The following is a 25,064-nucleotide window of genomic DNA, read 5'->3' as shown; positions in this document are numbered from 1 at the left end:
GGTTTTTAAAGGGAAGACGCAATGCTGTTGCGAACGTCCGTCATAAGGTCATCCAGCGGCAACGCCCCGGAGGCCATCGGGGGATGGATGACGATTTCAATCTCACCGCTGCTGAATGCCGCAGAGCCCTTGGGTAAACGCTGGTGAGATCCGCAGATGGTGATCGGAAGGATCGGAAGCTGGCCGTCCTGGGCAATAACAAAGCCACCTTTCTTGAAGGGCAGCAATTTGCCATCCCACGAACGGGTACCTTCCGGAAAGATCAGTATGCTGGTGCCATCCGGAAGCTGGCCAACCCCACGCTTGATGCTCTCCAATGCATCGCTGCCTTTGGAGCGGTCGATAAACAGGTTGCGTGAAGTTTCCAGGGCCAATCCGAACAGGGGTACCTTGCGCAGCTCCTTCTTGATCACCCATCGGTACTGCAGGCCGAGCGCAAGCACCAGCGCGGGCGGGTCAAAGTAGGATGCATGATTGCTTAGAATCACGTAGCGCTGGCCCGGCTCAATGTTTTCCTTGCCACGCACTCTGAGCCGAATACCGCAGACTTTCAGGATGATCCAGGCATAAACCTGGGTGCCATGGAAGGCTGCATCCCCCCGCTTTCCCACCAGGGCTGCAATCACAATCGGAAAAAACAGAATCAGGGTCAGCAGTATGGCCCAGAACAGGATCCAGGCAGCTTTTAGCACTCGGAGCATGTAACGATTCCTGGAGATCTCGACTTCCGCTTAAACGAGCAGCAGGCCCGTAAAGATTACACAAAGAAGGGATAATGACAAAAGCGAGGCATGACCCAATGTCCTTTTTCAGACATTAAAAAAGGCAGCCGAAGCTGCCTTTTTGGCGGTTATTGCCGAATCCGTCAGGGATTACAGGGCAACAACGTTCTCCGCCTGAGGACCTTTCTGGCCCTGGGTAACGGTGAACTCAACCTGCTGGCCTTCTGCCAGGGTCTTGAAACCGCTGCCCTGAATAGCGCTGTAGTGAACAAAAACGTCCGGGCCGCCTTCACGAGTGATAAAGCCAAAGCCTTTTGCTTCGTTGAAGAACTTAACAGTACCGGTAGTAGTAGACATACTTAAACTTCCTGAAATCAATCATATTATCTGCCGCCTCGCACCTGCATGGTGTCAGGTCGGCGTTTTGCGGAAATACAGAACTCGCGGAATCAAAAACAGGACGGTCACTACTAACTGCGGAGGTACGTCTTATTCATGAAATGCTTTGCTGAATCTTTCCTACGCCGTTCACTGTACTCCTGAATCAGAAGCTTGCCAAGGGTATTTTCGAGAATTTATGTAGGTAGTGGTACCCATCATCCCTTCAACAGACCGAAGGTGTAAATTCCCAACGCTGTCATGAGGATGGAGCCGATCACGTGCGCCAGGATGCCGGTAATCGCCATCGCCCATTTGCCCTCCTGGATGGCGGCAAACATCTCGAGCGAGAAGGTGGAAAAAGTGGTCAATGCGCCACACAGGCCGGTGATTGCAAACAGTCGCCATTCCGGTGCGAGCGCGCTGCCATGGCTAAAGTAGCCGATCAGCAAGCCGATCAGCCAGCCGCCGCTGAGATTGGCAACCAGGGTTCCGTAAGGCACGGCATGGTAGGTGGTGTTCAGCCACAAACCCAGGGCCCAACGCAGGTTGGCGCCGATCACGGCGCCAACGCTGACTGCTACAAAAGACAACCACATTTCAGGACAGATCCCTGTCAGGCGGGGTTGTGATCAATCACAGACTCCTTGTTCTGGGCAAAGGCATCAAAGGCAAAGTCATCGACCGTCAGCATTTCCAGTACCACAGTCTCGTACTGGCGCATGAAATCGGCCTCTTCCTTGGTGTAAACACCGGCCTCAAGCGCGGCCTCGAAACGTTCTTCCGGATGCAATGCCGTCATCGGCAGCTCGCCCTTGGCGTAGGCCTTGGTCACCTTCCGGTAAAGCTGCTCCGCCTTGTCGTAATCCTTCAGCAACCCGTTATAGCGGGCGACCGGATTCTCCACGGTTCCTTCGCTGTCGGTCGTCCACACACTGGCAATCAGCTTGTTGCGGATCGGTGTGTCAGTGGAGACCGCACGGGCAAGCTTGCGGGCCAAATCGTCATGGGGGCTGTCCCAACGGCGACCCAGTGGCATGGTCACACCACGCAGAACCATCGCAACAGCGCGGTTCGGCAGATTTTGCAGGAACTCATCCAGTGCGTTTTCGGTGCGATGCAGCAGCAGGCTCATGCTGTATTCCATCACTTCCTTTTCACCTTCCACCGGCTGGGTCTCGTGCCAGTTCTTCAGCACCATCGAGGCGAGGTAGAGGTTAGACAGCATATCCCCCAAACGCGCGGAGATCAGTTCACGCATCTTCAGCTCGCTGCCGAGAGTGGTCATCGCCGCATCCGAACACAGACCAAAGGCGGCACTGAAACGGGCAACCGCCTGGGCGTACCTGCGGCTGGCGCTGTCAAACGGCACATCGGCCCGACCAAGCCCCAGAGCCTGGGTAAAGGCGCGGGCCGCATTGCCAAAGATCAGGCCGGCATGGCCGAAGAAGGCATCGTCAAACGCCTTGATATCGTCGTTATCCTTGGCCGCCAGCTCTTTCAGCACGTATGGATGGCAGCGAATCGCACCCTGACCGAAGATCATCAGGCTTCGGGTCATGATGTTGGCGCCCTCAACAGTGATCGAAACGGCCGCACCGCTGTAGCCAATGCCCAGGTAGTTGCGCGGGCCAAGGGTCACTGTCTTGCCACCGTGAACATCCATCGCATCGGTCAGGACACCACGCTGGAACTCGGTGAGATGGTATTTAAGGATGGCCGACGGCACAGCCGGCTTTTCGCCCTTGTCGATCATGTTAGCGGTGTGGTTAACAGCCGCCTGGGCAATATAGGTCTTGGCGCCAATCCGGGCCAGCGGCTCCTGCACGCCCTCCATGTCTGCAACCGGGGTGTTGAACTGGCGACGGATACGGGTAAACCCGCCGGCGGTGCCGACCGAGTAGGCGGCTGCCCCTGCAGCGCCTGAGGGCAGCGTAATGCAACGGCCAACAGACAGGCATTCAACCAGCATGCGCCAACCCTGGCCGGCCATATCCACACCACCGATGATGTAATCCAGGGGGATAAAGACGTCTTTACCCTTGATCGGTCCGTTCAGGAACGGACTGCCAATCGGGCAGTGGCGACGGCCGATTTCCATGCCCTTGGTATCCCGGGGAATCAGCGCGCAGGTAATGCCGTAGTCTTCGGTGTCACCCAGCAGCCCGTCCGGATCGAACATACGGAAGGCCAGGCCGACGACGGTGGCGATGGGTGCCAGGGTAATCCAGCGCTTCTCGAAGTTGAGTCGGATACCGACCACTTCCTTGCCATCCACTTTCTGTTTACACACGATACCGGTGTCCGGCAGCGACGTTGCATCAGAGCCTGCGCGAGGACCGGTCAGGCCGAAGCAGGGGATCTCGCGGCCATCCGCCAACCGGGGCAGATAGTGGTTTTTCTGTTCTTCGGTACCATATTTGACCAGCAACTCACCCGGGCCGAGCGAGTTGGGCACACCAACGGATACCATCAATGATTCATTGGCAGCCAGTTTCTGCAGCACCGCAGTCTGGGCTTTGGCGGAAAACTCCAGGCCACCGTATTCCTTCGGGATGATCATGCCGAAGAACTTCTCTTTCTTCAGGAAATCCCACAGCTCTTTCGGCAGATCCGCCCGCTCGACGGCGACATCCCAGGCGTTGCACATGGAGATTGCCTGGGTGCATTGGTTGTCCACGAAGGCCTGTTCTTCCTCGCTCAGGCCTGTGTTGCGATTAATCAACAGGTTGTGCCAGTCGGGGCGACCGGTAAACAGCTCGCCATCCCAGCCTACGGTACCGGCTTCCAGGGCCACTTTCTCGGTATCGGAAACTTTCGGTGCGACTTTCTTGAACATCGCGAAAATGCGGGGTGTCAGCCAGCCCTGGCGGAACCCGGGCAGGCCGGCGGCAGCGGTGACGGCGGCACCAATAAACAGAACAAGGGCCAGCCAACCAGAGGCAAAAATCAGCGACAGCAGGCCGGTGATGGCCATGACGCCAATCGCGGACATTGCACCGGACTCGCGCCGCATCACTATCAGCAGGCCAGCCAGCGCCACAATAAACAGTATGAAAGTCATCATAGGTTCTCTCTGTCATCCATGGTTCGGGAATGTCGAAGACTATAAACCGTTACGTTTACGGTACCGCATCAGATGAAGGCTGACCAGCAAATGCCGCTCAGTCAGCCAGTTACAGCCGTCGCACCCCGATTTATGAGGTCACGATCACACGAATACCTTCCAGAGCCAGGCTGGCATGGCCTATGGCATCCCTCGCCGCTTCGAACTGGTTCCGGAAAAAGTCGATCTCCTCCTCGCGGATGGCAGGGTTCACTTTCTGCAACGCTTCCAGTCTCCGGATTTCCGGCTCGAAACTGGCAGCGAGCTGTTCAAGCGCCCGGGCTTTCAGGGGCTCCAGATGAGGCTCCGAGAGGCGCTCGACGTGATCCACCATGGTTTCGACCTGGGGCCGAATCTGGGGCACGATAGCCTGGGCCGTGCGCCGGCGGATGTTCGAGCACATCTCGTTCAGCCGGTTGTGGGGCAAAGCCCCCGACAGCTCCTTGCCATTCACGTCCACCAGCAGGCGCAACGGCGAAACCGGCAGGTAGCGAGTCAGTTGCAGAGCGTCTGGAGCCGGGCAGTGCACGGTAAACAGCGCTTCCATCAGCAGCGTTCCCGGAGGCAGAGCCTTGACCGACAGGCTGGCGAGCGCGGCTTTGCCCAGGCCGGAGCTGGTGACCGAGTCCATCACCCCGGTGACCATCGGGTGCTCCCAGCTCATAAACGCCAGATCTTCCCGCTCCAGGGCATTCCTGCGATCCCAGGTCACGGTCATACCATCTTCGGGCAATTCGGCGACATGGCCGGCCCGGTACTGTTCGCCCGGCCGCAGGATATCGGAGTGTTCGGCATGGTCTTCGACATCGACCCCGAGAATATCGAAGGCTTCCATCATGTAGTCCCGAACCTGCTCCTCAGATTCCTCTTCTTCAATGGCGGCAATCAGGTTCTCCGCCACGTTCGGGCGACAGGAATTCAGTTCAATCAGGGCATCCCGACCGTTTTGCAGCAGGGTTTTCAGGCGCTCCGCCTCTTCGGCGGAGGCTTTAACCAGCTCGTTCGCAATGCTGGCATCGCCATCAATGGCCTGCTGCCATAGGGAATGGACCGCTTCCTGAACCGCAACGCCGACGGCGCAACTTTCGGCAAAAGCGTTCAGCCCTTCATGGAACCATCGGAACTGGACCTCCTGGCTGGTATCACGCAGGTAGGGAAGATGAATATCGATGGTTTCGGTCTGACCAATCCGGTCCAGCCGACCGATACGCTGTTCAAGCAGATCCGGGTTGCCCGGCAGATCGAACAGCACCAGGTGGTGGGCAAACTGGAAGTTGCGGCCTTCGCTGCCGATCTCAGAACAGATCAGCGCCTGGGCTCCCTGTTCGGTGTCGGCGAAGTAGGCGGCAGCCCGGTCTCGCTCGATCAGGCTCAGGTGTTCATGAAACGCCGCACTGCGGATACCGGCGCGCAGCTGGAGATAGTGCTCCAGGGCCATGGCGGTCTCAGCGCTGGCGCAGATAACGACGACCTTTGCGGGACGCAGGCTGACCAGCTTTTTCTCGAGCCACGCCACCCGCGGATCGTCCGACAGCCATTGCTCCTCGGGCACCAGTTGCTCGGGGGTCAGCCCCTGAAGACCTGAAGCCTGCCCTTCGTACATGGCCGGGCATGGCAGAGGCTCCGGGTTGGGACGGCGTTCGGGGAATCCCTGGATGGCCGCCCGGGTGTTCCGGAACAGCACCCGCCCGGTACCATGGCGATCCAGCAGGGCATCAATGACCGCTTGCCGTGGATGGTCTCCAGTCAGCAGTTGGTCCAGCTCTTCTCCCAGCCATTCCCGCAGCAACTTCTGGTCTTCGGCGCTGATTGCGGATTCTTCGTTCAGAAGCCGGCGGACCACCGCGTTGATCGTCTCGTACTGCTGCTCCTCTTTCCGAAAGGCTTCCAGATCATGGAAACGGGCCGGATCCAACAGCCGCAACCGGGCGAAATGACTGGCGACACCCACCTGCTCCGGCGTCGCCGTCAGCAACAGCAAGCCCCGGCTGATCGCCGACAACTCCTCAACAATCCGGTATTCCGGGCTGACTTCATCCGGGCTCCATGCCAGGTGATGAGCCTCGTCCACGATCATCAGATCCCACTCAGCCTTGCGGGCATCGTCCTGCGCCTTCTGGCTTTGCTTCAGGAAATCGAGACTGCAGAGCACCAGTTGCTCGCTCTCGAAGGGATTGACCTCGTCTTCGTCGCCAAAAATGTGGTTAACCAGGGCGTCGACATCGCTTTCCTGCTCTTTCAGGGCATCGTAGCGATCCTGATCCACGATCGAGAACCGCAGATTGAAGCGCCGAAGCATTTCAACCAGCCATTGATGGGTGAGGGAATCCGGCACCACGATAAGGGCGCGTTTCGCCCGCCCGGTGTGCAGCTGATAATGCAGGATAAGCCCCGCCTCGATGGTTTTGCCAAGGCCGACTTCATCGGCCAGAAGCACCCGTGGCGCATGGCGCCGGGCAACCTCATGGGCAATATAGATCTGGTGCGGCAGGTGCTGGGTGCGTGCACCAATCAGCCCCTGGGCAGCAGACGCCCTCAGGCGGTTCATATGTTGAAGGGTCGCATACCTCAGACGAAAAGCGCCGTTGCGATCGAACTGGCCCGCGAAAAGCCGCTGGTGTGGCGCTGAAAAGTTCACCGAGCCCGCAAGTTTGACCTCGGAAATTTCATGCAGGTCGGTGCCATCGTCGGCGTGGTACATGAGCACGCCACCAATATCCTCGACCGCTCGAACGATGTACCGCTCGCCGTCAAAGGTCTCAATCTCCTCGCCCAGCTGATAGATGATGCGGGACAAAGGTGCGTTATCAATCGCGTAGGTGCGTTCCTCATCGGCAGCAGGAAACCCCAGGGTTACCCGACGTCCGGAGATATCCGTGACAATGCCCAACCCCAGGCCGGTATCACTGTGGCTGACCCAACGCTGACCAATAACAAATCCCGATGTATCCAAGTAACCTCCAGACCAATTACGTTCTTGTGGCGCCGTTCTCACGCACCCAGTAAGCCGTTGCCCCGCACACCGCCGCAGGCACCACGAACAGGTTCAGTACAGGCACCATGGCAGCCAATGCCACTGGCACTCCGAAGCCGAAAGCAGACAAGCGGGTATCACCGAGCAACCGGCGCAGGGCGGGGAAACTGACCTTGTGGTTGTCTGCCGGGTAGTCCACGTATTGCAGCGCCATCATCCAGCTGTTGAAGAGAAACCAGAGAACAGCCGCAACCAGATTGACGACGGGTATCAGACCGATAATCAGCAGGCCGATAGCCCTCGGCAGGTAATACAGGATTTTCTGAACCTCACGCCAGAGCGCACGTGGAATATCCTTGATGATGGCCGCCCAGCTGTCGTCGGTATTCACTTCCTGACCGGTCAGGTGCTTTTCCGTCAGCTCGGCCAGATAGCCGTAGAAAGGGGAACCAATCAGGTTGGCAACGATCACAAAGCCGTAGGCGAGCATGAGCACGATGACTGCGCCGTAAAGAATCCAGAATAGCCAATCCAGCGCCTGTAGCCACGCCCAGTCCGGCAGCCAGGCCATGGCGGCGGCAATCAGCCCGGCAAAAAGCTCTCCCATAAAGAAGAAGAGCAATCCGAAGAGCAAAATATTAATAACCAGTGGAATAATGACGAACAGCCGCAGACCGGGCTGACGAATCAGGCGGAAACCTTCCCCCAGGTAGCCCAGTCCACGAAAAAAATTACCCTTGAGCATCGCTGGCAGGACCTCCGCTTCCATGACAATGACGGGGCGCAAAGCATATCATGTTGACAACATTCCCACAGCCCGAGAGCACTCAGGGACTTCCCCGATGGATACACTGAAACAACAAGTGACCAGCCTACTGCAGTATCGCCCACTTTGGCGGGCAGCCTTTGTGATTTCCGTGCTCGCCATCGGGTTTCTTGCAACAACCGACAACCCTTACCCCATTCCCTCCTCTTCAAGCGACAAGATAAACCACCTGGTCGCCTTCCTTGAGCTGACCATCCTGACCCGTCTGGCCTGGCCGGAACTGCGGGCAATCTGGTTTGTACCGGCGCTCCTCGGCTTTGGTCTGGGCATCGAAATCATCCAGGCAAATCTGCCCTACCGCGAATTTTCTCTGGCAGACCTTGCTGCCGACGGCGCAGGCATCGCACTGGGACTCCTCCCCTGGCCGGGCGTTCGAAAACTGGGAAAACCGGATTTGCGAAATTCGCCAGGATCTTTGTAAGAGATTTCTTACAAAGGCGTGAGATCTTGCAGTGATATCACGTGCGCAGTGGTGCGAATACGCCCTTAGCAAAAACCTAACCCGTTGATAACCATATTTTATTGGATGCGACCTCGCTGAGAACACCTGCGCCCCGTGCACAGTTCACGCGTTCGTAAGAATTCAATTGGTATAGTGTTTACATCAAGGACGACAGGGAAAAGGACGACGCACTGGATGCACCCCGGCACGGAATGCAGGGAGAGGCAGGGACTCAAGGACGCCTCGCTTAAGGGATAACTATTCGGATAGCCGGCTGGGATGCCGGCACCACGGAGTGGCTCAAGGATCTCGCAACACGGCTGTTGCCCAATGCGCACGGATGCGCCGACCTGTTCCGAGAAAGGGTAACCGACTGGTTGCCCTTTATTTTTTATACGCTTCCTGCTGCATCCCCGTTATCTGGCGACGCCTTCGGCCAGATAGATGCGCACCTTATTGAACTCCTCGAATTCGTGAAGATCTGGCCAGGTCCGGGCCTCAATCGTTGTCTGCCTGCGATAGGCACTGTCACCCAACACTTTCATTCGTGAATCCGCCAGAAGCACTCTAGGTGCCGCCTCTCGAAAAACGCCGAGCAACGGTCGGTTTTCGGGGTCGTAGAGCACATCCGCCGCTGTTACGACATCGAGCTCATCCGGGCGATCTGCCCAGTCCTGGCAGAGGCCAACGGAAACGCCGTTAAGAGCCGCATTGGCACTGGCTGCGTCCAGCGCTGCCGGATCAATATCACAGGCGATGGCTTCACGGGCGCCAGCCATCGCCGCAGCCACGGCCACTATCCCGGAACCGGAACCAAAATCGAGAACCCGTTTGCCTTCGACCAACCCGGGGTTGTCCAGAATCCAGCTGGCGAGCACCTGACCACTGGCCCAGCAAAACGACCAGTATGCAGGTTCGGCAACCACTGCCTGGGCTTCTTCGTGGGACAGGGGCCCCTCAAGAACGGTCGGGTCAAACAGATAAAGCGCGACGCGCTCACAGCCAGCGGGACGGGAAACGGCAACCCGGCCACGGGCCAGCGTTTTGCGAAGATGCGCATTCAGACAGTCGGCTGACATGGGCTATCCAACCTCAGGTTTCAAGAAGGCGACATTGTACCCATGACAGGGACGGGAAACAGGGCGCGACAAGCAGAAAACCCCCATTTCCGCTATACTGCCGCCTCCATCTGACAACTGGTTTACCGCTGAAATGGCAAGCAGACCCGACACCGACGACTACCTTTCCCTGTTCCTGAATGACGTACCACTGATGGACGTCCGGGCACCGGTGGAGTTCAGCCGTGGCAGTTTTCCGAACACGGAGAACGCGCCCCTGATGAACGATGAGGAGCGCCACCGGGTCGGCATCTGTTACAAGGAAAAAGGCCAGGACAAGGCCATTGAGCTCGGCCATCAGTTGGTGTCCGGTGACAGCAAGGCCCAACGCATCGAAGCCTGGAAACGCTTTGTTGCCCGGCATCCCGAAGGTTATCTGTTCTGTTTCCGGGGCGGCCTGCGGTCCCGGCTTACCCAACAGTGGATACGGGACGCTGGCATTGACTACCCGCTGGTCAAAGGCGGCTACAAGGCGCTGCGCCGGTTTCTGATTGACAGCCTGGAAGCGCAGGTCAAATCTGGTGAATTCCGGATTCTCAGTGGTCGCACCGGCACCGGCAAGACGCGGGTTCTACAACAGCTGCCGAACCCGGTGGATCTAGAAGGCCTGGCCAACCACCGGGGGTCCAGTTTCGGGCGCCAGGTGACCCCCCAACCTTCACAGATCGATTTCGAAAACAGGCTGGCCGTGGCCATGCTCAAGGCCCACCACCTCAAGGGCGGCCCGATCTACCTGGAAGATGAGAGCCGGCTGGTGGGGCGATGCGCCCTGCCCGAATCCCTTAAAAACCGCATGGCGGAGTCGCCACTACTGATTCTCGAACAACCCATGGAAGAGCGCATTGGCATCATCCGGGAGGACTATGTCGAGGGCATGTTTGCGGATTACGTGAACCGCGACGGAACCGAAGCTGGCTGGCTGAACTTCCGGGACTATCTGCTGAGCGCCATCGATCGCATCCGCAAGCGCCTGGGTGGTGAACGTCACAGGCAACTGCGAGGCCTGATGGAAGAGGCGCTGCTGCAGCAGGAAACCACCGGACGGACTGGCACCCATGACGCCTGGATTGAGGCACTGCTGAAGGACTATTACGACCCCATGTACGACTACCAATTGGGCCAAAAGGAAGGCCGGATTCTGGTCCGCGGGGGCCCAAAAACCATTCTCCAGTGGGCCAGCGAGCGCTCAATTGCGTAAGCGACTGAATGAACATTTTTTCCTGCGACACACATCTCTGACATTTGTCTGCTATATACAGAAGTAGACGAATCACGTTGTTGCAAGATTTTGTCCGTTAATCCAATACTTATGAAAAATACCAACGAACAAGGAGTCCATTATGGAAGATCTCTTCGGCGCTGAGGGAGGCGCCTCGGAACTCATGAATCAAGCCGTCTCCCTGGTGATGACTTACGCACCAAAAGTCGTGCTGGCCATTTTCACATTGATCGTGGGCATGTGGCTGATCAACCGCTTTGTCGGAGTTCTCGACAACAAGCTGGGCAAGAAAGACCCCACCCTGAACAAGTTTCTCTGCGGACTGATCGGCGCAATTCTCAAGATTCTACTGCTGATCTCTGTCGCCTCCATGGTTGGCATTGCCACAACATCGTTCATTGCCATCATTGGTGCTGCCGGTCTCGCCGTCGGTCTTGCGCTGCAGGGCAGCCTCGCCAATTTCGCTGGCGGCGTGCTGATCCTTATCTTCAAGCCTTTCAAGGTTGGCGATACGATTGATGCTCAGGGCTACCTTGGCTCCGTCCGGGAAATCTCCATCCTTTACACCATTGTCGATACCTTCGATAACCGCCGGATCGTGATCCCGAATGGGCAACTGGCCAACGCCAGCCTGACCAACCTGAGCGCCTATGAAACCCGTCGTTGCGACATGAGCTTCGGCATTGGCTACGGCGATGACATCGACAAGGCCAAGGCCGTCTGCAAGCGCCTCATCGAAGAAGACGAGCGGGCACTGAAAGACCCAGCACCCCTCATCGTGGTGGGCGCCCTTGGCGAAAGCTCCGTCGACCTGACGGTTCGGGCCTGGACCAAGTCCGCTGATCTGTGGCCGTTCTACTGGGACATGCACGAGAAAGTGAAGAAAGCGTTCGACGCCGAGGGCATCAGCATTCCGTTCCCTCAGCGCGATGTGCATATGATCAAATCCGACTGAGATTCGCGATCGGTTTCTCATTGATACATCCGGTTACTCGCAAACTGCGTAACCTCGACTAAGCTGACCATTAATGGCGGGGTTTAGCGACCCCGCCAAGCCATCGGGGCCAGGCAATCTGATCCACACGGGCTCCGGAACGCTGTCATTGCTGGTAGGAGGTTGTCACTATGCCGGTACAGCAGTTGAAGGAATTCCTCGATGAGGCAGGTGTCGAGTACATGTGCCTCTCTCACCCCCCTGCGTATACCGCCCAGGAACTGGCCCACCACGTAAAAATCGCCGGCGACCGCGTCGTTAAAACGGTCATCATCGAGCTTGATGGCAAAATGGCGATGCTGGTGATGCCGGCGACCTGGCGAATCCGCTGGGACAGGCTATCCCGTATTCTGGACACCGACTTTATTGATCTTGCGGACGAACAGGAATTCAAAGACCGCTTCCCGGATTGTGAAGTGGGCGCCATGCCGCCCTTTGGCAACCTGTTCGGTATGACCGTGTACTGCGCCGAAGCCCTGACCGAACAGCCGGAACTGGCCTTTGCCGCTGGCAGCCACAGCGAATCGGTCCACATGAAAACTGCCGATTTTATTAACCTTGTGCAACCGATGGTACTGAACCAGGGCTTCAATAAACCGGGGGCCCAGAAGCCCGCCTGGCTGGTCAAAGGCCGTCGCCGGCCAGAGGAGGCTGACAAGCAGCGGGTATCAGGCATGGTCGGGTATTGAGGCTTTTTCTGCCGGCTTGATCCCGGTCTCTTGTCTGGCTGCCGCCATCGCGTAAACTTGGGGCATCAGACAGGAAACCTATATGACTCAAGCCTTTGATATTGTGGTAGTTGGCGCCGGTATGGTCGGTGCCGCACTGGCCACTGGCCTCGGCCAGAATGGTTTCAGTGTTGCACTCATTGATCGGTCTCCGCCGCCCGCCTTTAGTCCAGACACCGCCCCGGACATCCGGGTTTCTGCGCTTAGCGCCGGCAGCGAGCGCTATCTTCAGAGCCTCGGCGCCTGGGACCACATCCTTGGAATGCGCGCAACGCCTTACAAGCGACTGGCCGTCTGGGATGAAACCCGCTTTCCGCTACAGAATCTCGTGCCCCGGAAACTGGCCGAAGTCCAATTCGACGCCACCGAACTGGGCGCACACCACCTGGGACACATCGTCGAGAACTCGGTCACCCAGCAGGCACTCTGGCAAACCGCCGACGCTTGCCCCCATGTGACGTTGTTCCACGGCCATGGTGTTGCCTCCCTGGCACAGTCCGGTGATACGGCGACTGTTACTCTGGACGATGGCCGCGAGCTACTCGCAAGTCTGGTAGTCGGTTGCGATGGCGCCCAATCCCGAATCCGGGACGTCGCCGGCATCGGGACCACCCGGAACCAGTATGACCAGCAGGCCATGGTCATCTCCGTGCGTTATCAGGGGCCGGTTGAAGACATTACCTGGCAGGGCTTTCATCCCTCGGGGCCCCGAGCCTTCCTGCCATTGCACAGTGCCGGCCCGGAGCATGCCGGCGAAAGCTGGGGTTCCCTGGTCTGGTACGATTCACCCGAGGAACTCGCTCGCCTGAAATCGCTGGACGACAGCACCCTGATGAGCGAAATCCAGTCATCATTTCCCGCGAGCCTGCCACTGCTGACCCACATCGACAGCAAGGCCTCGTTCCCCATCGCCCGGCAACATGCCAAACAATACCATTCCGGGCGCGTGGTTCTGGCCGGCGATTCCGCCCACACCATCAACCCCCTGGCCGGCCAGGGCGTGAACCTGGGCTTCCAGGATGCCCAAGCCCTGCAGTCCGCCCTCAAGGAAGCCAAGCGGGCGGGCGATGATCTGGCGGACCCGAAGTGGCTTACCCTGTATGAACAACAACGCCGGCCGGCGAACCGCCGAATGATGCTGACCATGGATCTGTTCTACCATCTGTTCAGCAACCGGATTCCGCCGGTCCATCTGCTGCGCAACCTGGGCCTGGGCGCCGCCCGCGCCCTGCCCTTCGCCCGCAACCGGGTGGCCCGCTACGCCATGGGCATCGACGAGGAACTGCCGGCCGTAATCAGGCAGATAACTTCCCGGATTCCGGGCCTGAATCAGCTTTAACACCGAACAACAATCCCAAGGACAACCCAGAAGGAGTCACCATGTCAGAGACGATTTTCACCAAGATCATCAACCGCGAGATCCCTGCGGATATCCTCTACGAAGACGACCTCGCCCTCGCGTTCAGTGACATCAACCCGCAGGCGCCGGTCCATTTTCTGGTCATCCCCAAGAAAGCCATCGCCACCATCAACGACATCATCGAAGACGATAGGGAACTGGTGGGGCATCTTTATCTGGTGGCAGCGAAGATTGCCAAGGAGAAGGGGTTTGCCGACGATGGCTACCGGGTTGTCATGAACTGCGGGGAGAACTCAGGGCAGACCGTGTTCCACATTCACCTGCACGTTCTTGCCGGAAAGCCGCTGGGCTGGCCTCCGTATACCGATAAGATGAAGCAGGGCTGATTGCTTTAGGCTTGGGTGCCGGCAAGCGGTCCCGGAAAGCCGCACCGCACGGCGGCCCTCCTCCCAAGCCGGATAAATCAGCGGCCGACTACCTTCTCAGCTTCCTCCACCGGCGTATGACGAACGTCCTCGCCTTTGACCATGAAGATCACGTTCTCGGCGATGTTGCACGCATGGTCACCCACCCGCTCCAGGGCACGAAGCACCCACATCACGGACATGCACCGTGAGATATTGCGGGTATCTTCCATCATGAACGTCAGCAGGGTGCGCGCCGCGGCCTGATATTCCTCGTCGACGCGCTTGTCTTCCTTCATGATCCGCAGGGCCTGCTCGGAATCCAGGCGGGCAAAAGCGTCGAGGGCATCGTGGAGCATGCTGAGCACGTGGGTGCCGATGTGGCGCACTTCCACGTAGCCGCGTGGCGCCTGGCCTTCTTCCTGCAGCTTGATGGCCAGCTTCGCAATCTTCTTGGCTTCGTCGCCCACCCGCTCCAGATCGGCAACCATCTTGATGACCGAGATCACCAGTCGCAGATCCCGTGCCGTCGGCTGCCGACGGGCGATGATCAGAGTGGCTTCCTCGTCGATCTCCACTTCCATCTTGTCGACTTTCTTGTCGTTGGCGCGGATTTCGTCGGCCATGTGACCGTCACCATCCACCAATGCCTGAATGGCATTCTCGACCTGGGCTTCTACCATCCCACCCATTTTCAGGAACTCGGTCTTGAGCTCCATCAGTTCGTTGTTGAACTTGTGGGAGATGTGATCCCCGTAAACGTCGTCCTTCTTCGTAGGCATACTGTTCTTCTCCAAAATTCCTCAGGTCCGGAATCAGCCGAAACGGCCGGTGATGTAGGACTCGGTCAGTTCGTGTTCCGGGGAGGTGAATACCTTGTTGGTCTCGTTCACTTCCACCAGGTGCCCCAGGTGGAAATAGGCTGTACGGTGGGATACCCGGGCCGCCTGCTGCATCGAGTGGGTAACGATAACGATCGTGTAGCTCTCGGACAGCTCGGCAATCAATTCTTCCACTTTCGCCGTGGCAATAGGGTCCAGCGCCGAACAGGGCTCATCCATCAGAACCACTTCCGGGCTGACAGCAATGGCGCGCGCAATGCACAGACGCTGCTGCTGACCGCCGGACATGCCGGTTGCGTTGGCGTCCAGGCGATCCTTTACCTCATCCCAAAGGCCGGCCTTGCGCAGGCTGGTTTCCACAATTTCGTCCAGATCGGATTTGCGATTGGCCAGACCGTGAATTCGGGGGCCGTATGCCACGTTGTCGTAGATGGACTTGGGGAACGGGTTGGGCTTCTGGAAAACCATGCCGACCCGGGCCCGCAGCTCAACGACATCCCGTTTGGGATCGTAGATGTCGTGGTCGTCCAGTTTCAGGGAGCCCTTTACACGACAGATATCGATACTGTCGTTCATTCGGTTCAGGCACCGCAGGAAGGTGGATTTACCGCAACCCGACGGACCGATAAAGGCAATGACCTCGTTACGGCCAATGTCGAGGCTGATTTTTTTGATGGCGGGAGAATCGCCGTAGAATACCTCGACATCCCGAAGCTTGAACTTTGGGTCGTCCGAGAACGGCTTCCCGACGGTTTTCCCTTCCTCAATGATGGTTTCAGCGGGTTTGGATTCCTGAACTGGCAAGGCGACCTCATCCGGTTGGGAAACTTCACTGGCAATGGTTGTATTCACACTATTCATCTTGATTCTCCTTACCACCGGCGCTCAAGGCGTTTGCGCATCCAGATGGCCAATGCATTCATACTGATCAGGAAGGTCAACAGCACCATGATGGCTGCCGACGCACGTTCAATAAAGGCTAGTTCCGGGCTGCCGGCCCACAGGAAGACTTGTACGGGCAGAACGGTGGCCGAATCAAAGAAGCCGTCGGGCACATCCACAATAAAGGCCACCATGCCGATCAGCAGCAACGGTGCGGTTTCACCCAGAGCCTGGGCCATCCCGATGATGGAACCGGTAAGCATTCCAGGCATGGCCAGCGGCAGCACATGATGCAGAACCACCTGCATCTTGGAGGCGCCGATACCTTCGGCGGCCTCGCGGATCGAGGGCGGAACGCTTTTGATTGCGGCCCGGCTGGAGATGATGATGGTTGGCAGCGTCATCAGTGTCAGCACCAGGCCACCAACCACCGGAACCGAACGCGGCATCCCGAAAAGATTGATGAACACGGCCAGGCCCAGCAGACCAAAAATAATGGATGGCACCGCCGCCAGGTTGTTGATATTGACCTCAATGAAGTCGGTAAACTTGTTCTGAGGCGCAAACTCTTCCAGATAGATCGCTGCGGCAACACCAATCGGGAACGACAGGATCAGGGTAACGAACATGGTCAGCAACGAACCGACAATTGCGCCGAGAATACCTGCCTTGGATGGATCACGGGAATCGCCACCACTGAAAAACACATCATTGAACGATGTTTCGATGACATCCCGCTCCAAAAGCTCATCCACCCAGGCTTTTTGCTGATCATTCAGCTTGATCGAGTAGGCGTCATCCCCTGCGTGCTTTACGTAGACATCCACGTCGGTGTGCGTGAGGAATGTCATGGATTGGGTGGTACCCAGCCATTCCGGATTGGCCTTCAGTGCATCCCGGAGCGTCACCGATGCGTAGGGGTTTATCAGTTCGCGAACGTTTTTCCGGTCATCCTCCGTTGCACCAGGTATCTCCTTGATCAACGCCTGAACCAGCGGCTCGACAAAATCAGCCATCTTGATCTGACGCTCGTCCGTGGGATCATCCAGGTACATCATTTCACCATCCAGGTTTACATCCATGGTGATGGTGGTTTTGACGAAGCCGGTGTAACCCTTGCCGATGATATCGGTGAACAGGATTATCAGGGCCCCCAATGCAATGGCAATGGCCATGACGCCGTAGGCGCGGAAACGGCGTTCCTTACGGTAGCGGCGCTTGAGCGACTGGCGGACAATTTCCGCCTGTGAACGTTGATCAGTCATACTGTTCCCGATATTTGCGTACGATTTTCAGTGCAATGACGTTGAGCAACAGGGTTGCCAGGAAGAGCATGGCGCCCAATGCGAAGGCAGCCAGCGTCTTGGCGCTGTCGAATTCCTGGTCACCGGTAAGCAGAGTCACGATCTGGACAGTAACGGTGGTGACGGTTTCCAGCGGATTGGCAGTCAGGTTGGCCGCCAGGCCCGCCGCCATGACCACAATCATGGTCTCGCCGATAGCCCGGGAGACTGCCAGCAGAATACCGCCCATGATGCCGGGCAGCGCAGCCGGGAAAATCACCTTCTTCATGGTTTCCGACTGCGTCGCGCCCAACGCTAGGGAACCATCCCTCATGGCCTGGGGCACTGCATTGATAACGTCATCCGAAAGGGACGAAACGAACGGAATAATCATGATGCCCATAACGGCACCTGCTGCCAGGGCACTCTGGGACGACGCCTCAATACCAATCGAGGCAGCAAGGTCACTGATAAACGGTGCCACGGTCAAAGCGGCGAAGAAGCCATAGACCACAGTCGGAATACCCGCCAGCATTTCCAGTAACGGCTTGACCACGCCGCGAACCTTCTTGCCGGCATATTCGGACAGGTAAATCGCCGAAAGCAACCCGACCGGAACTGCCACAGTCATGGCGATGGCTGAGATCAGCAGGGTGCCGGTGAACAGGGGGATCATGCCGAAAGCACCCTCGGATGCTACCTGATCGGCCCGAAGGGCGGTCTGGGGACTCCAGTGGCTGCCAAAGAAAAACTCGGTGAACGGGACTTTGCCGAAAAACCGGAATGTCTCGAACGCTACCGAGAAAATGATTCCGACAGTGGTCAATATGGCCAAAGCCGCGCAGGCGAAAAATACCCATTTTAGTATGGATTCAACCTGGACACGGGCATTCAAATGCGGCCGGATTCTTAACCAGCCCAGAAAGCCCGCCAATACAGCAACCGAGACAACCAACGCAGACATCAGAAACTGGCTCTGGGAGCGCAGTGCCTTTAACCGTTCCGCAGCCTCGACAATGGGCGCTTCAACAAATCCAGGCGGCAATGCTCCGCTGGCGACGTTACTGATCTTGCTCAGCAAGAGACTTGCTTCACCATCGGTAGCAGGAACCATATCCTGAGGCAGGCCACCAATCACGATTAACTGAATCACTTTGCCTTGAAAAGCCATCCAACAGCCCAGTACCAGCAGAGCAGGGATAACGCTCCATAAAGCCGCCCGGGCGCCATAGTAAAAAGGCAGGGACTTCAGATGACGAATCCCGCCCATAGGCATCGCTAATGACCGGGAACGAGCATATCCAAGACCATAAGCCACGACGGCCATAACCAGGGTCAGTAATAAAAGATTAGCCGGTTGCATGAAAATTCCTGTATTCGACTTCGGATTGGCACACAGTTTACAGGCTCAGCCCTGCACTGGCACCGGATCACCCAAACGTGCAAAAGGCGCGAGCCTCGATCGAGACCCGTACCTCTGTTCCTGACCGGACTGCGGTCTTATTTGAGCTCGTCCAGGGTCAGGTTGGGCATATTCTCTGCCTTGTCCATCAGATCCATCAGCGCAGCGCGGGGCGGCACGATCAGACCAACATCTTTCAGGTAGCCGTTCTGGCCCATGGCGGCGTTGCTGGTGAACTCGCTGACATATTCCTGAATGCCGGGAACTACACCAACGTGTGCCTTCTTCACGTAGAAGAACAGCGAGCGCGCAACCGGGTAGTCATCGGCTGCAATCGCTTCAGCGGTCGGTATCTTGCCATTCAGAGTAGCGGCCTGCAGACGGTCGGAGTTCTCTTCCATAAAGCTATAGCCGAATACGCCGTACATGCCTTCATCGCCAATCAGCTTCTGCACGATCAGGTTGTCGTTCTCACCGGCTTCGATGAAGGCGCCGTCTTCACGAACGCTTTCACAGATGGAAGCGTGCTCGTCCTTGCTCAGATCGGCGGCCTCAGGCAGTTCATCGCAACCAGCGGCAAGAGCCAGCTCGTTGAAAGAGTCACGGGTACCGGAAGTCGGAGGAGGCCCCATCACACGGATCGGCTTGTTCGGCAGACTGGCGTCAACGTCGCTCCAGTTCTTGTTGGGGTTGGCGACCCACTCGCCGTTAACGGGAACCTTGGAACCCAGGGCCAGGAACAGCTGCTCCAGGGTAATGTCGAGGTTCTCGGCTTCCTTGGAGCTGGCGATCACGATGCCGTCAGAACCAATGCGGAATTCAGTGATGTCTTTGACACCGTTGCTCTGGCACAGTTCGAACTCGGAGGTCTTCATGCGACGTGACGCATTGGTGATGTCCGGGTGCTGGGTACCAATACCCTGACAGAACAATTTGAGACCGCCGCCTGAACCGGTGGATTCCAGCTTGGGGGTGCTGAAGTCGGTCTTGGTGCCGAAACGCTCGGCAACAACCGTGGCGAACGGATAAACAGTGGAAGAACCCACGATGCTGATGGTGTCACGGGCCATGGCCGGTGCAGACATGGCGGCTACAGAGCCTGCCAGCGCTACAGTCGCGAGTGCTTTGTTCAGTTTCATCACGTCAAGTCTCCATTATTCGGTTTGGACGTTGTGTAGGATGTGCTTTACCGATGAATGCAGACTAATGGCACTCTGTGACAACTTTGTTACAGCCTCTGAAATATAGTCAGGAATGTTCAAATTTGCTTGCAGCGGCGCTCCAGCCCGTTACCATGCGGGGTAAAACAATTCCAGGCTCGCAAGAAGGCAGTACTATGACAGCGTTAGACGACGACAAACCCACGCCCCGTGGTGATCTTACCCTCCAGGTCATTCCTCTCCCCGCCGATACCAATGCCAATGGCGATGTCTTCGCCGGCTGGCTGGTAAAACAGATGGATCTCGCCGCCGCCACCATGGCCGGGCGTATTTCCCAGGGTCGCAATGCCACGGTGGCTATGGATCGGATGGAGTTTTTGTCACCGTTGCGGGTCGGATCACAGGTAGGTTGCTACTGCGAGCTTGTCGATATTGGCCGCAGCTCCATGAAGATCAGCGTGGAAGTGTGGACCCTGGACCGGACGGCCAAGAACCCGCGCAAGGTGACCGAGGGTCTGTTTGTCTATGTCGCCATCGATGAGCATGGACGGATCCGGGAAGTCCCCGAACAGAACCTCTAGGCTGTCACTTCCAGCCGTGCAGCAGGCGGGCATAGTTGAGGCGCTCCCAGGTGCGACTGTTGGGCGCCTTGTCCATTGACAGCGCGCCTCGCGCCTCAGCCAGATCACGATAGCCCATATCGGACAAGCGCCGGCTCATACCGTGGTGTATTCGCCCCAGGGCATCGGGACCGTCCGCCAGGATCGCTGATACCACCTGAACAGCGGCTGCACCGGACAGGATTGCCTTGGCCGCATCATCACCGGTGTGAACCCCACCCGATATAGCCATCTCCAGAGACGTCTGGCCATAAAGCATGGCCGACGCGTGTAGCCGCAGTGGCAGCTCGGCACTGGAAGACAGCACCACTTCCCGGCTCAATTCCAGCTCATCAAGGTCCATCTCCGGCTGATAGAAGCGGTTGAACAACACCAGTCCCCGGGCTCCTGCCGCTTCAACACCGGAGACAAAGGACGGCAAGGCCGAATAGAACGGCGACAGTTTGACGCTGACGGGAATGGTGACCTGTTCGGCCACCGAGCGCACCACCGCCAGTTGACGCTGTTCCAGACTGGCGGCTGTCTCGGAGGGATCGGTGGCCAGGTCATAGAGGTTGAGCTCAATGGCATGGGCACCGGCGGCCTCCAGCTCAAGGGCGTGTCCGGTCCAGCCTCCGGTGGAAATACCGTTGAGCGAGGCAATCACTGGCACATCCAGTGATCGACGCAACAGCTCCAGCCGTTGGAGGTAGCTGCCCGATCCCATCTCGAAAAGCTCCGACTCCGGAAAAAACGAGCGGGCTTCGGCGTCCGTATTGATCCGGGAATCAATAAATCGATGAGCCGCCATCTGCTCCTCGACCAGCTGCTCCTCAAACAGCGAGTGCATGACAACCGCACCGGCACCGGCCTTGACGCAGGCCTTCAGTGCATCCAGGTCGTCGGTCAGCGGACTGGCGCCGACCACCAGGGGCGAGCGGAGTTCGAGGCCCAGCCAACGGGTTGCCAGGTCAGTCATGACGTTCACCCTCTTGGTTATCTGCGCCGGAAGCTTCGTGGGGCTCAAAGTGGATCCCGGCCAGCTGTTTGTAGAGCTCGCGCTGTTCGGTGGCCGCCTCCGACGCCGCAGCCACCAGCTGTTCGTAGCGTTGGGGATCCCTCAGCTCCAGCATCCGGAAACGGGCCTCTTCCTGCATGTAGGCTTTCATGGTGATTTTCTGGCGCGGGGAATCCAGTTGCAGTGGCGGCAGCCCCTCGTGGGTGCGACGGGGATCAAACCGGTACAACGGCCAGGCCCAGCTGTCCACTGCCCGCTTCTGCTGTGACGGCGAGTGCACCAGATCGTAGCCGTGGGCAATGCAGGGGCTGTGGGCAATGATCAGTGCCGGGCCCTCGAAGCTCTCGGCTTCCTGCAGGGCCTTGGTGGTGTGGTTACTGTGGGACTGCATGGCGATCTGGGCCACGTAGACATGGCCGTAGCTCATGGCCAGCAGGCCCAGGTCCTTCTTGCGGGTCGCCTTGCCGGCGGCGGCAAACTTGGCAATTGCACCCATGGGCGTGGCCTTGGACTGCTGCCCGCCGGTGTTGGAATAGACCTCGGTGTCGAGCACCAGCAATTTCAGGTTCTGGCCCGAGGCCAGGGCGTGGTCCAGGCCGCCATAGCCAATATCGTAGGCCCAGCCGTCACCGCCAATCACCCAGACGCTCTTCGGGCAGAGCTCGTCGGCCAGGCTGTCGAGTTCCCGGGCCTCCTGCCCCTCCTGGTCCGTCAGCCAGCTACGGAGATCCTCGATGGCTGCGCGCCGAGACGCCATGGCGGTTTCATCGATTGTCGTGCAGGGCGAGGTCAGGTACGCATAAAGCCCCCCGGGCAACTGACCCTGCACTGCGTCCAGCAACTGCCGGGCCCGGCCGACAAGCTTGTTCAGCCCCAAGCGCATGCCCAGACCCAGTTCCGCCGCGTCTTCGAACAACGAATTGTTCCAGGTGGGCCCCCGGCCGTCGGCATTCACCGTGTAGGGCGTGGTGGGCAGATTGCCACCGTAGATCGAGGAACAACCGGTGGCGTTCGCAATCAGCAGCCGGTCACCCACAAGCTGGGTCAGCAGACGGATGTAGGGTGTCTCACCGCAGCCGGAACAGGCGCCCGAATATTCGAACAGCGGAATCAGCAGCGGCAGGGCTTTGAAGTCGCGGGGGATGCGGTCTCTGGGCACATCCGGAATACTCCGGAAGAACGCCAGGTTCTCCGCTTCCACCTCACGGTGCTGCTCGATGGGCTGCATGTTGATGGCTTTGCGCTTTGGCTGGGCCCGGTCCCTGGCGGGACAGACCTCCACACACAGACCACAACCGGTGCAGTCATCTGGCGCCACCTGAATTCGGTAATCCAGGCCTTCCAGTTCAGAGGTCTGGGTTTCCGGCACGGCCTCGAAGCTCTCCGGCGCCCCCTTGGCCGCCTCGGGCTCGAACACCTTGCTGGTGATCGCGGTGTGCGGGCAGATCATTGCGCAGAAGTTGCACTGAACGCAGAGGTCGGACTCCCAGATCGGAATTTCCAGGGCGATGGTTCGCTTCTCGTACTGGCTGGTGCCGGTTGGCCAGGTTCCGTCAGGAGGAAAGGCGCTGACCGGCAGCTTGTCCCCCTGCCCTTCCAGTAGCAGGCGAGTGACTTTCTGCACAAAGTCCGGCGCACTCTCTGGCACTCTCGGTGGTCGGGTGCGGGTTGCCGTTACCTTATCCGGCACCGTTACTTCATGCAGGTTGTCCAGTGCCGAGTCCACCGCCTCCACATTTCGGCGCACCACTTCCGGCCCGCGCCGTCCCCAGGTCTTTCGGATGGACTCCTTGATGTGGGCAATGGCCTCTTCCCGGGGCAGGATATCGGCCAGGGCGAAGAAGCAGACCTGCATCACCGTGTTGATCCGCCGTTCCAGCCCCGCTTTTTCTGCCACCTCGGCGGCATCAATCACAAACAGTCGGGCCTTGAGCTCGACCAGCGCACGCTGGACCTCCACCGAGAGCCGATCCCAGACCTCGTTTTCTGGCCAGGGCACGTTCAGCAGCACCGTAGCGCCCTCGGCGGCGTGTTCCAGCACTTCAAACCGTTCCAGGAACTGGGGCGCATGAATGGCCACAAACTGGGCCGTGTTGATCTGGTAGCTGGAGCGGATGGGCAACGGGCCGAACCGCAGGTGGGATACCGTGGTCGCGCCGCTTTTCTTGGAATCATAGACGAAATGCCCCTGGGCGAAGAGGTCCGTGCCCTCGCCCAGAATCTTGATGCTGGCCTTGTTACTGCTGACAGTGCCATCAGCGCCGAGACCGAAGAACAGCGCCCGACGGGTTTTCGGAGACTCGATATCCAGTTCACTGTCCACGTTCAGCGAAAGATGGCTGACATCGTCCCGCACGCCAACGGTGAAACGGGTTTTCGGCGCCTCGGCCTTCAGTTCGTCAAAAATGGCGCACACCATGGCCGGAGTGAATTCCCGGGAAGACAGACCATAGCGACCGCCGATCACCCGGGGCAGCACCTTGCGCTCGCCCCGGCTCCAGGCTTCCATCAGGGCGCCACTGACTTCCAACAGCAGTGGCTCGCCCTGGGCACCGGGTTCCTTGGTTCGGTCCAGCACGGCCAGGTGCTCGACGGTGTCTGGCAGAGCATTCAGGAAACGGTCGGTCGCAAAGGGCCGGAACAGGCGCACCTTGAGCACACCGACTTTCTCGCCCTGCTCCAGCAGCCATTCGACCGTCTCGTGGGCGCATTCGGCGCCGGATCCCATAAGGATAATCACACGGTCAGCGTCGGGGTGGCCGACATAATCAAACAACCGGTACTGACGGCCGGTAATACCGGCAAACCGGTCCATCACGGCTTCCAGCTTGTCCGGAAATGCCTGATAGAACGGGTTGATGGCCTCCCGGGCCTGGAAGAAGGCGTCGGGGTTCTGGGATGTGCCCCGAACCACCGGCCGGTCCGGCGTCATTCGGCGGCTCCGGTGTGCCTCCAGTCCTTCATGGGGTACCAGAGCCCTCAGATCGTCATCGCTCAGGGCGGCGATCTTGGAAATCTCATGGGAGGTACGGAAGCCGTCGAAAAAATGCATCACCGGGACACGGCTTTCCAGAGTGACTGCGTGGCCGATGGCGGCCATATCCTGGGCTTCCTGGACCGAACCGGACGCCAAGAGGGCAAACCCGGTACCGCGGGCACTCATCACATCGGAATGATCGCAGAAGATCGACAGGGCATGGGTGGCGATGCTGCGGGCGGCAATATGCATGCAGAAGGGCGACAGTTCACCGGCAATCTTGTACAGATTGGGCAGCATCAACAGCAGGCCCTGGGACGCGGTAAAGGTGGTCACCAGGGAACCGGCCTGCAGCGCCCCGTGCATGGCCCCGGCGGCACCGGCCTCGGACTGCATTTCCACCACGCTGGGAACCTGCCCCCAGAGATTGGGTTTGCCCAGGGCCGCCCAGTCGTCAGCGTGTTCGCCCATCACCGAGGCGGGCGTAATCGGATAGATGGCAATGGTCTCGCTCAGGCGATAAGCCACCGAGGACACCGCTTCATTGCCGTCGAGGGTATGGAACTCCATGGCCACGACTCCCTGTGGTGAGGCCGACAGACAGTTCTGAGTCTAGTATCGACGGTGACA

The 25,064-nt window shown here is 58.5% G+C and carries 21 protein-coding genes; 7 read left to right on the top strand and 14 right to left on the bottom strand.

The window, feature by feature from the left end; translation table 11 throughout:
- Positions 1-5 precede the first annotated feature (5 nt).
- The 6 genes from ABNF92_RS12270 to cysZ all read right to left on the bottom strand — a co-directional run bounded on the left by ABNF92_RS12270 (position 6) and on the right by cysZ (position 7,925).
- Positions 6-701, bottom strand: coding sequence for a lysophospholipid acyltransferase family protein (locus ABNF92_RS12270; protein ID WP_136629868.1), 696 nt, complete (start codon positions 699-701; stop codon positions 6-8).
- 171 nt (positions 702-872) lie between these two features.
- Positions 873-1,079, bottom strand: coding sequence for a cold-shock protein (locus tag ABNF92_RS12265; protein WP_008172950.1), 207 nt, complete (start codon positions 1,077-1,079; stop codon positions 873-875).
- A 239-nt stretch (positions 1,080-1,318) separates the two neighbouring features.
- Positions 1,319-1,699: a fluoride efflux transporter CrcB gene (gene crcB / locus ABNF92_RS12260; RefSeq protein ID WP_069182168.1), complete on the bottom strand. Its 381-nt coding sequence runs from the start codon at positions 1,697-1,699 to the stop codon at positions 1,319-1,321.
- A gap of 17 nt (positions 1,700-1,716) precedes the next feature.
- On the bottom strand, positions 1,717-4,167 hold the full coding sequence (locus ABNF92_RS12255) for an acyl-CoA dehydrogenase (RefSeq protein WP_349342291.1): 2,451 nt from the start codon (positions 4,165-4,167) through the stop codon (positions 1,717-1,719).
- A 130-nt stretch (positions 4,168-4,297) separates the two neighbouring features.
- Entirely contained in the window at positions 4,298-7,159 is a 2,862-nt protein-coding gene (gene rapA, locus ABNF92_RS12250; RefSeq protein ID WP_349342290.1) for an RNA polymerase-associated protein RapA, read from the bottom strand.
- A gap of 16 nt (positions 7,160-7,175) precedes the next feature.
- Positions 7,176-7,925: a sulfate transporter CysZ gene (gene cysZ, locus ABNF92_RS12245; protein ID WP_069182806.1), complete on the bottom strand. Its 750-nt coding sequence runs from the start codon at positions 7,923-7,925 to the stop codon at positions 7,176-7,178.
- 97 nt (positions 7,926-8,022) lie between these two features.
- Here cysZ and ABNF92_RS12240 point away from each other — a divergent pair, with 97 nt between their 5' ends.
- Positions 8,023-8,427, top strand: coding sequence for a VanZ family protein (locus tag ABNF92_RS12240; protein WP_349342289.1), 405 nt, complete (start codon positions 8,023-8,025; stop codon positions 8,425-8,427).
- Between the two features lie 437 nt (positions 8,428-8,864).
- On the opposite strand, the gene ABNF92_RS12235 is transcribed toward ABNF92_RS12240, so the two are convergent.
- Complete coding sequence (locus ABNF92_RS12235; protein ID WP_291904505.1) at positions 8,865-9,527, bottom strand: 50S ribosomal protein L11 methyltransferase; 663 nt, start codon at positions 9,525-9,527, stop codon at positions 8,865-8,867.
- A 133-nt stretch (positions 9,528-9,660) separates the two neighbouring features.
- Between ABNF92_RS12235 and mnmH the strand changes: the two genes are divergently transcribed.
- From mnmH to ABNF92_RS12210, 5 genes are all read left to right on the top strand, one after another.
- Positions 9,661-10,764: a tRNA 2-selenouridine(34) synthase MnmH gene (gene mnmH, locus ABNF92_RS12230; RefSeq protein WP_349342288.1), complete on the top strand. Its 1,104-nt coding sequence runs from the start codon at positions 9,661-9,663 to the stop codon at positions 10,762-10,764.
- Between the two features lie 142 nt (positions 10,765-10,906).
- Positions 10,907-11,740: a mechanosensitive ion channel domain-containing protein gene (locus ABNF92_RS12225; protein ID WP_349342287.1), complete on the top strand. Its 834-nt coding sequence runs from the start codon at positions 10,907-10,909 to the stop codon at positions 11,738-11,740.
- A gap of 170 nt (positions 11,741-11,910) precedes the next feature.
- Positions 11,911-12,468: a YbaK/EbsC family protein gene (locus ABNF92_RS12220; protein WP_136629862.1), complete on the top strand. Its 558-nt coding sequence runs from the start codon at positions 11,911-11,913 to the stop codon at positions 12,466-12,468.
- Positions 12,469-12,550: 82 nt separating this feature from the next.
- Complete coding sequence (locus tag ABNF92_RS12215) at positions 12,551-13,846, top strand: FAD-dependent monooxygenase (protein ID WP_349342286.1); 1,296 nt, start codon at positions 12,551-12,553, stop codon at positions 13,844-13,846.
- A 41-nt stretch (positions 13,847-13,887) separates the two neighbouring features.
- Entirely contained in the window at positions 13,888-14,253 is a 366-nt protein-coding gene (locus tag ABNF92_RS12210) for a histidine triad nucleotide-binding protein (RefSeq protein ID WP_349342285.1), read from the top strand.
- A 77-nt stretch (positions 14,254-14,330) separates the two neighbouring features.
- Here the strand turns inward: ABNF92_RS12210 and phoU are convergent, their stop codons facing one another.
- From phoU to ABNF92_RS12185, 5 genes are all read right to left on the bottom strand, one after another.
- Positions 14,331-15,053, bottom strand: coding sequence for a phosphate signaling complex protein PhoU (gene phoU / locus ABNF92_RS12205; protein WP_069182178.1), 723 nt, complete (start codon positions 15,051-15,053; stop codon positions 14,331-14,333).
- A gap of 33 nt (positions 15,054-15,086) precedes the next feature.
- Positions 15,087-15,974, bottom strand: coding sequence for a phosphate ABC transporter ATP-binding protein PstB (gene pstB / locus ABNF92_RS12200; protein WP_349342284.1), 888 nt, complete (start codon positions 15,972-15,974; stop codon positions 15,087-15,089).
- A gap of 11 nt (positions 15,975-15,985) precedes the next feature.
- Positions 15,986-17,260 carry a phosphate ABC transporter permease PstA gene (pstA, locus tag ABNF92_RS12195; RefSeq protein ID WP_069182180.1) on the bottom strand — a complete coding sequence of 425 codons (1,275 nt, stop codon included), beginning with the start codon at positions 17,258-17,260 and terminating at the stop codon, positions 15,986-15,988.
- Complete coding sequence (gene pstC, locus ABNF92_RS12190; RefSeq protein WP_069182181.1) at positions 17,253-18,641, bottom strand: phosphate ABC transporter permease subunit PstC; 1,389 nt, start codon at positions 18,639-18,641, stop codon at positions 17,253-17,255. The genes pstA and pstC overlap by 8 nt, the downstream gene beginning before the upstream one ends.
- A gap of 137 nt (positions 18,642-18,778) precedes the next feature.
- Entirely contained in the window at positions 18,779-19,822 is a 1,044-nt protein-coding gene (locus tag ABNF92_RS12185; RefSeq protein WP_136629858.1) for a substrate-binding domain-containing protein, read from the bottom strand.
- Positions 19,823-20,016: 194 nt separating this feature from the next.
- On the opposite strand from ABNF92_RS12185, the gene ABNF92_RS12180 reads away from it, so the two are divergent.
- A complete protein-coding gene (locus tag ABNF92_RS12180) occupies positions 20,017-20,421 on the top strand; it encodes an acyl-CoA thioesterase (protein ID WP_069182183.1) in 405 nt (134 codons plus the stop codon).
- 4 nt (positions 20,422-20,425) lie between these two features.
- Here ABNF92_RS12180 and ABNF92_RS12175 read toward each other — a convergent pair whose 3' ends face one another.
- Together ABNF92_RS12175 and nifJ are read right to left on the bottom strand one after the other, a co-directional pair.
- Positions 20,426-21,418, bottom strand: a complete 993-nt coding sequence (locus ABNF92_RS12175) for a dihydroorotate dehydrogenase-like protein (RefSeq protein WP_069182184.1) — start codon at positions 21,416-21,418, stop codon at positions 20,426-20,428.
- Positions 21,411-25,004: a pyruvate:ferredoxin (flavodoxin) oxidoreductase gene (gene nifJ, locus ABNF92_RS12170; protein WP_349342283.1), complete on the bottom strand. Its 3,594-nt coding sequence runs from the start codon at positions 25,002-25,004 to the stop codon at positions 21,411-21,413. The genes ABNF92_RS12175 and nifJ overlap by 8 nt, the downstream gene beginning before the upstream one ends.
- Positions 25,005-25,064: the final 60 nt, after the last annotated feature.

Origin of the sequence: Marinobacter sp. MMG032, from assembly GCF_040112695.1 — a bacterium.
Taxonomy (GTDB): Bacteria; Pseudomonadota; Gammaproteobacteria; order Pseudomonadales; family Oleiphilaceae; genus Marinobacter; species Marinobacter salsuginis.
The sequence above is the reverse complement of the archived record's forward strand: the minus strand, read 5'-3'. Positions and strand labels throughout refer to the sequence as shown.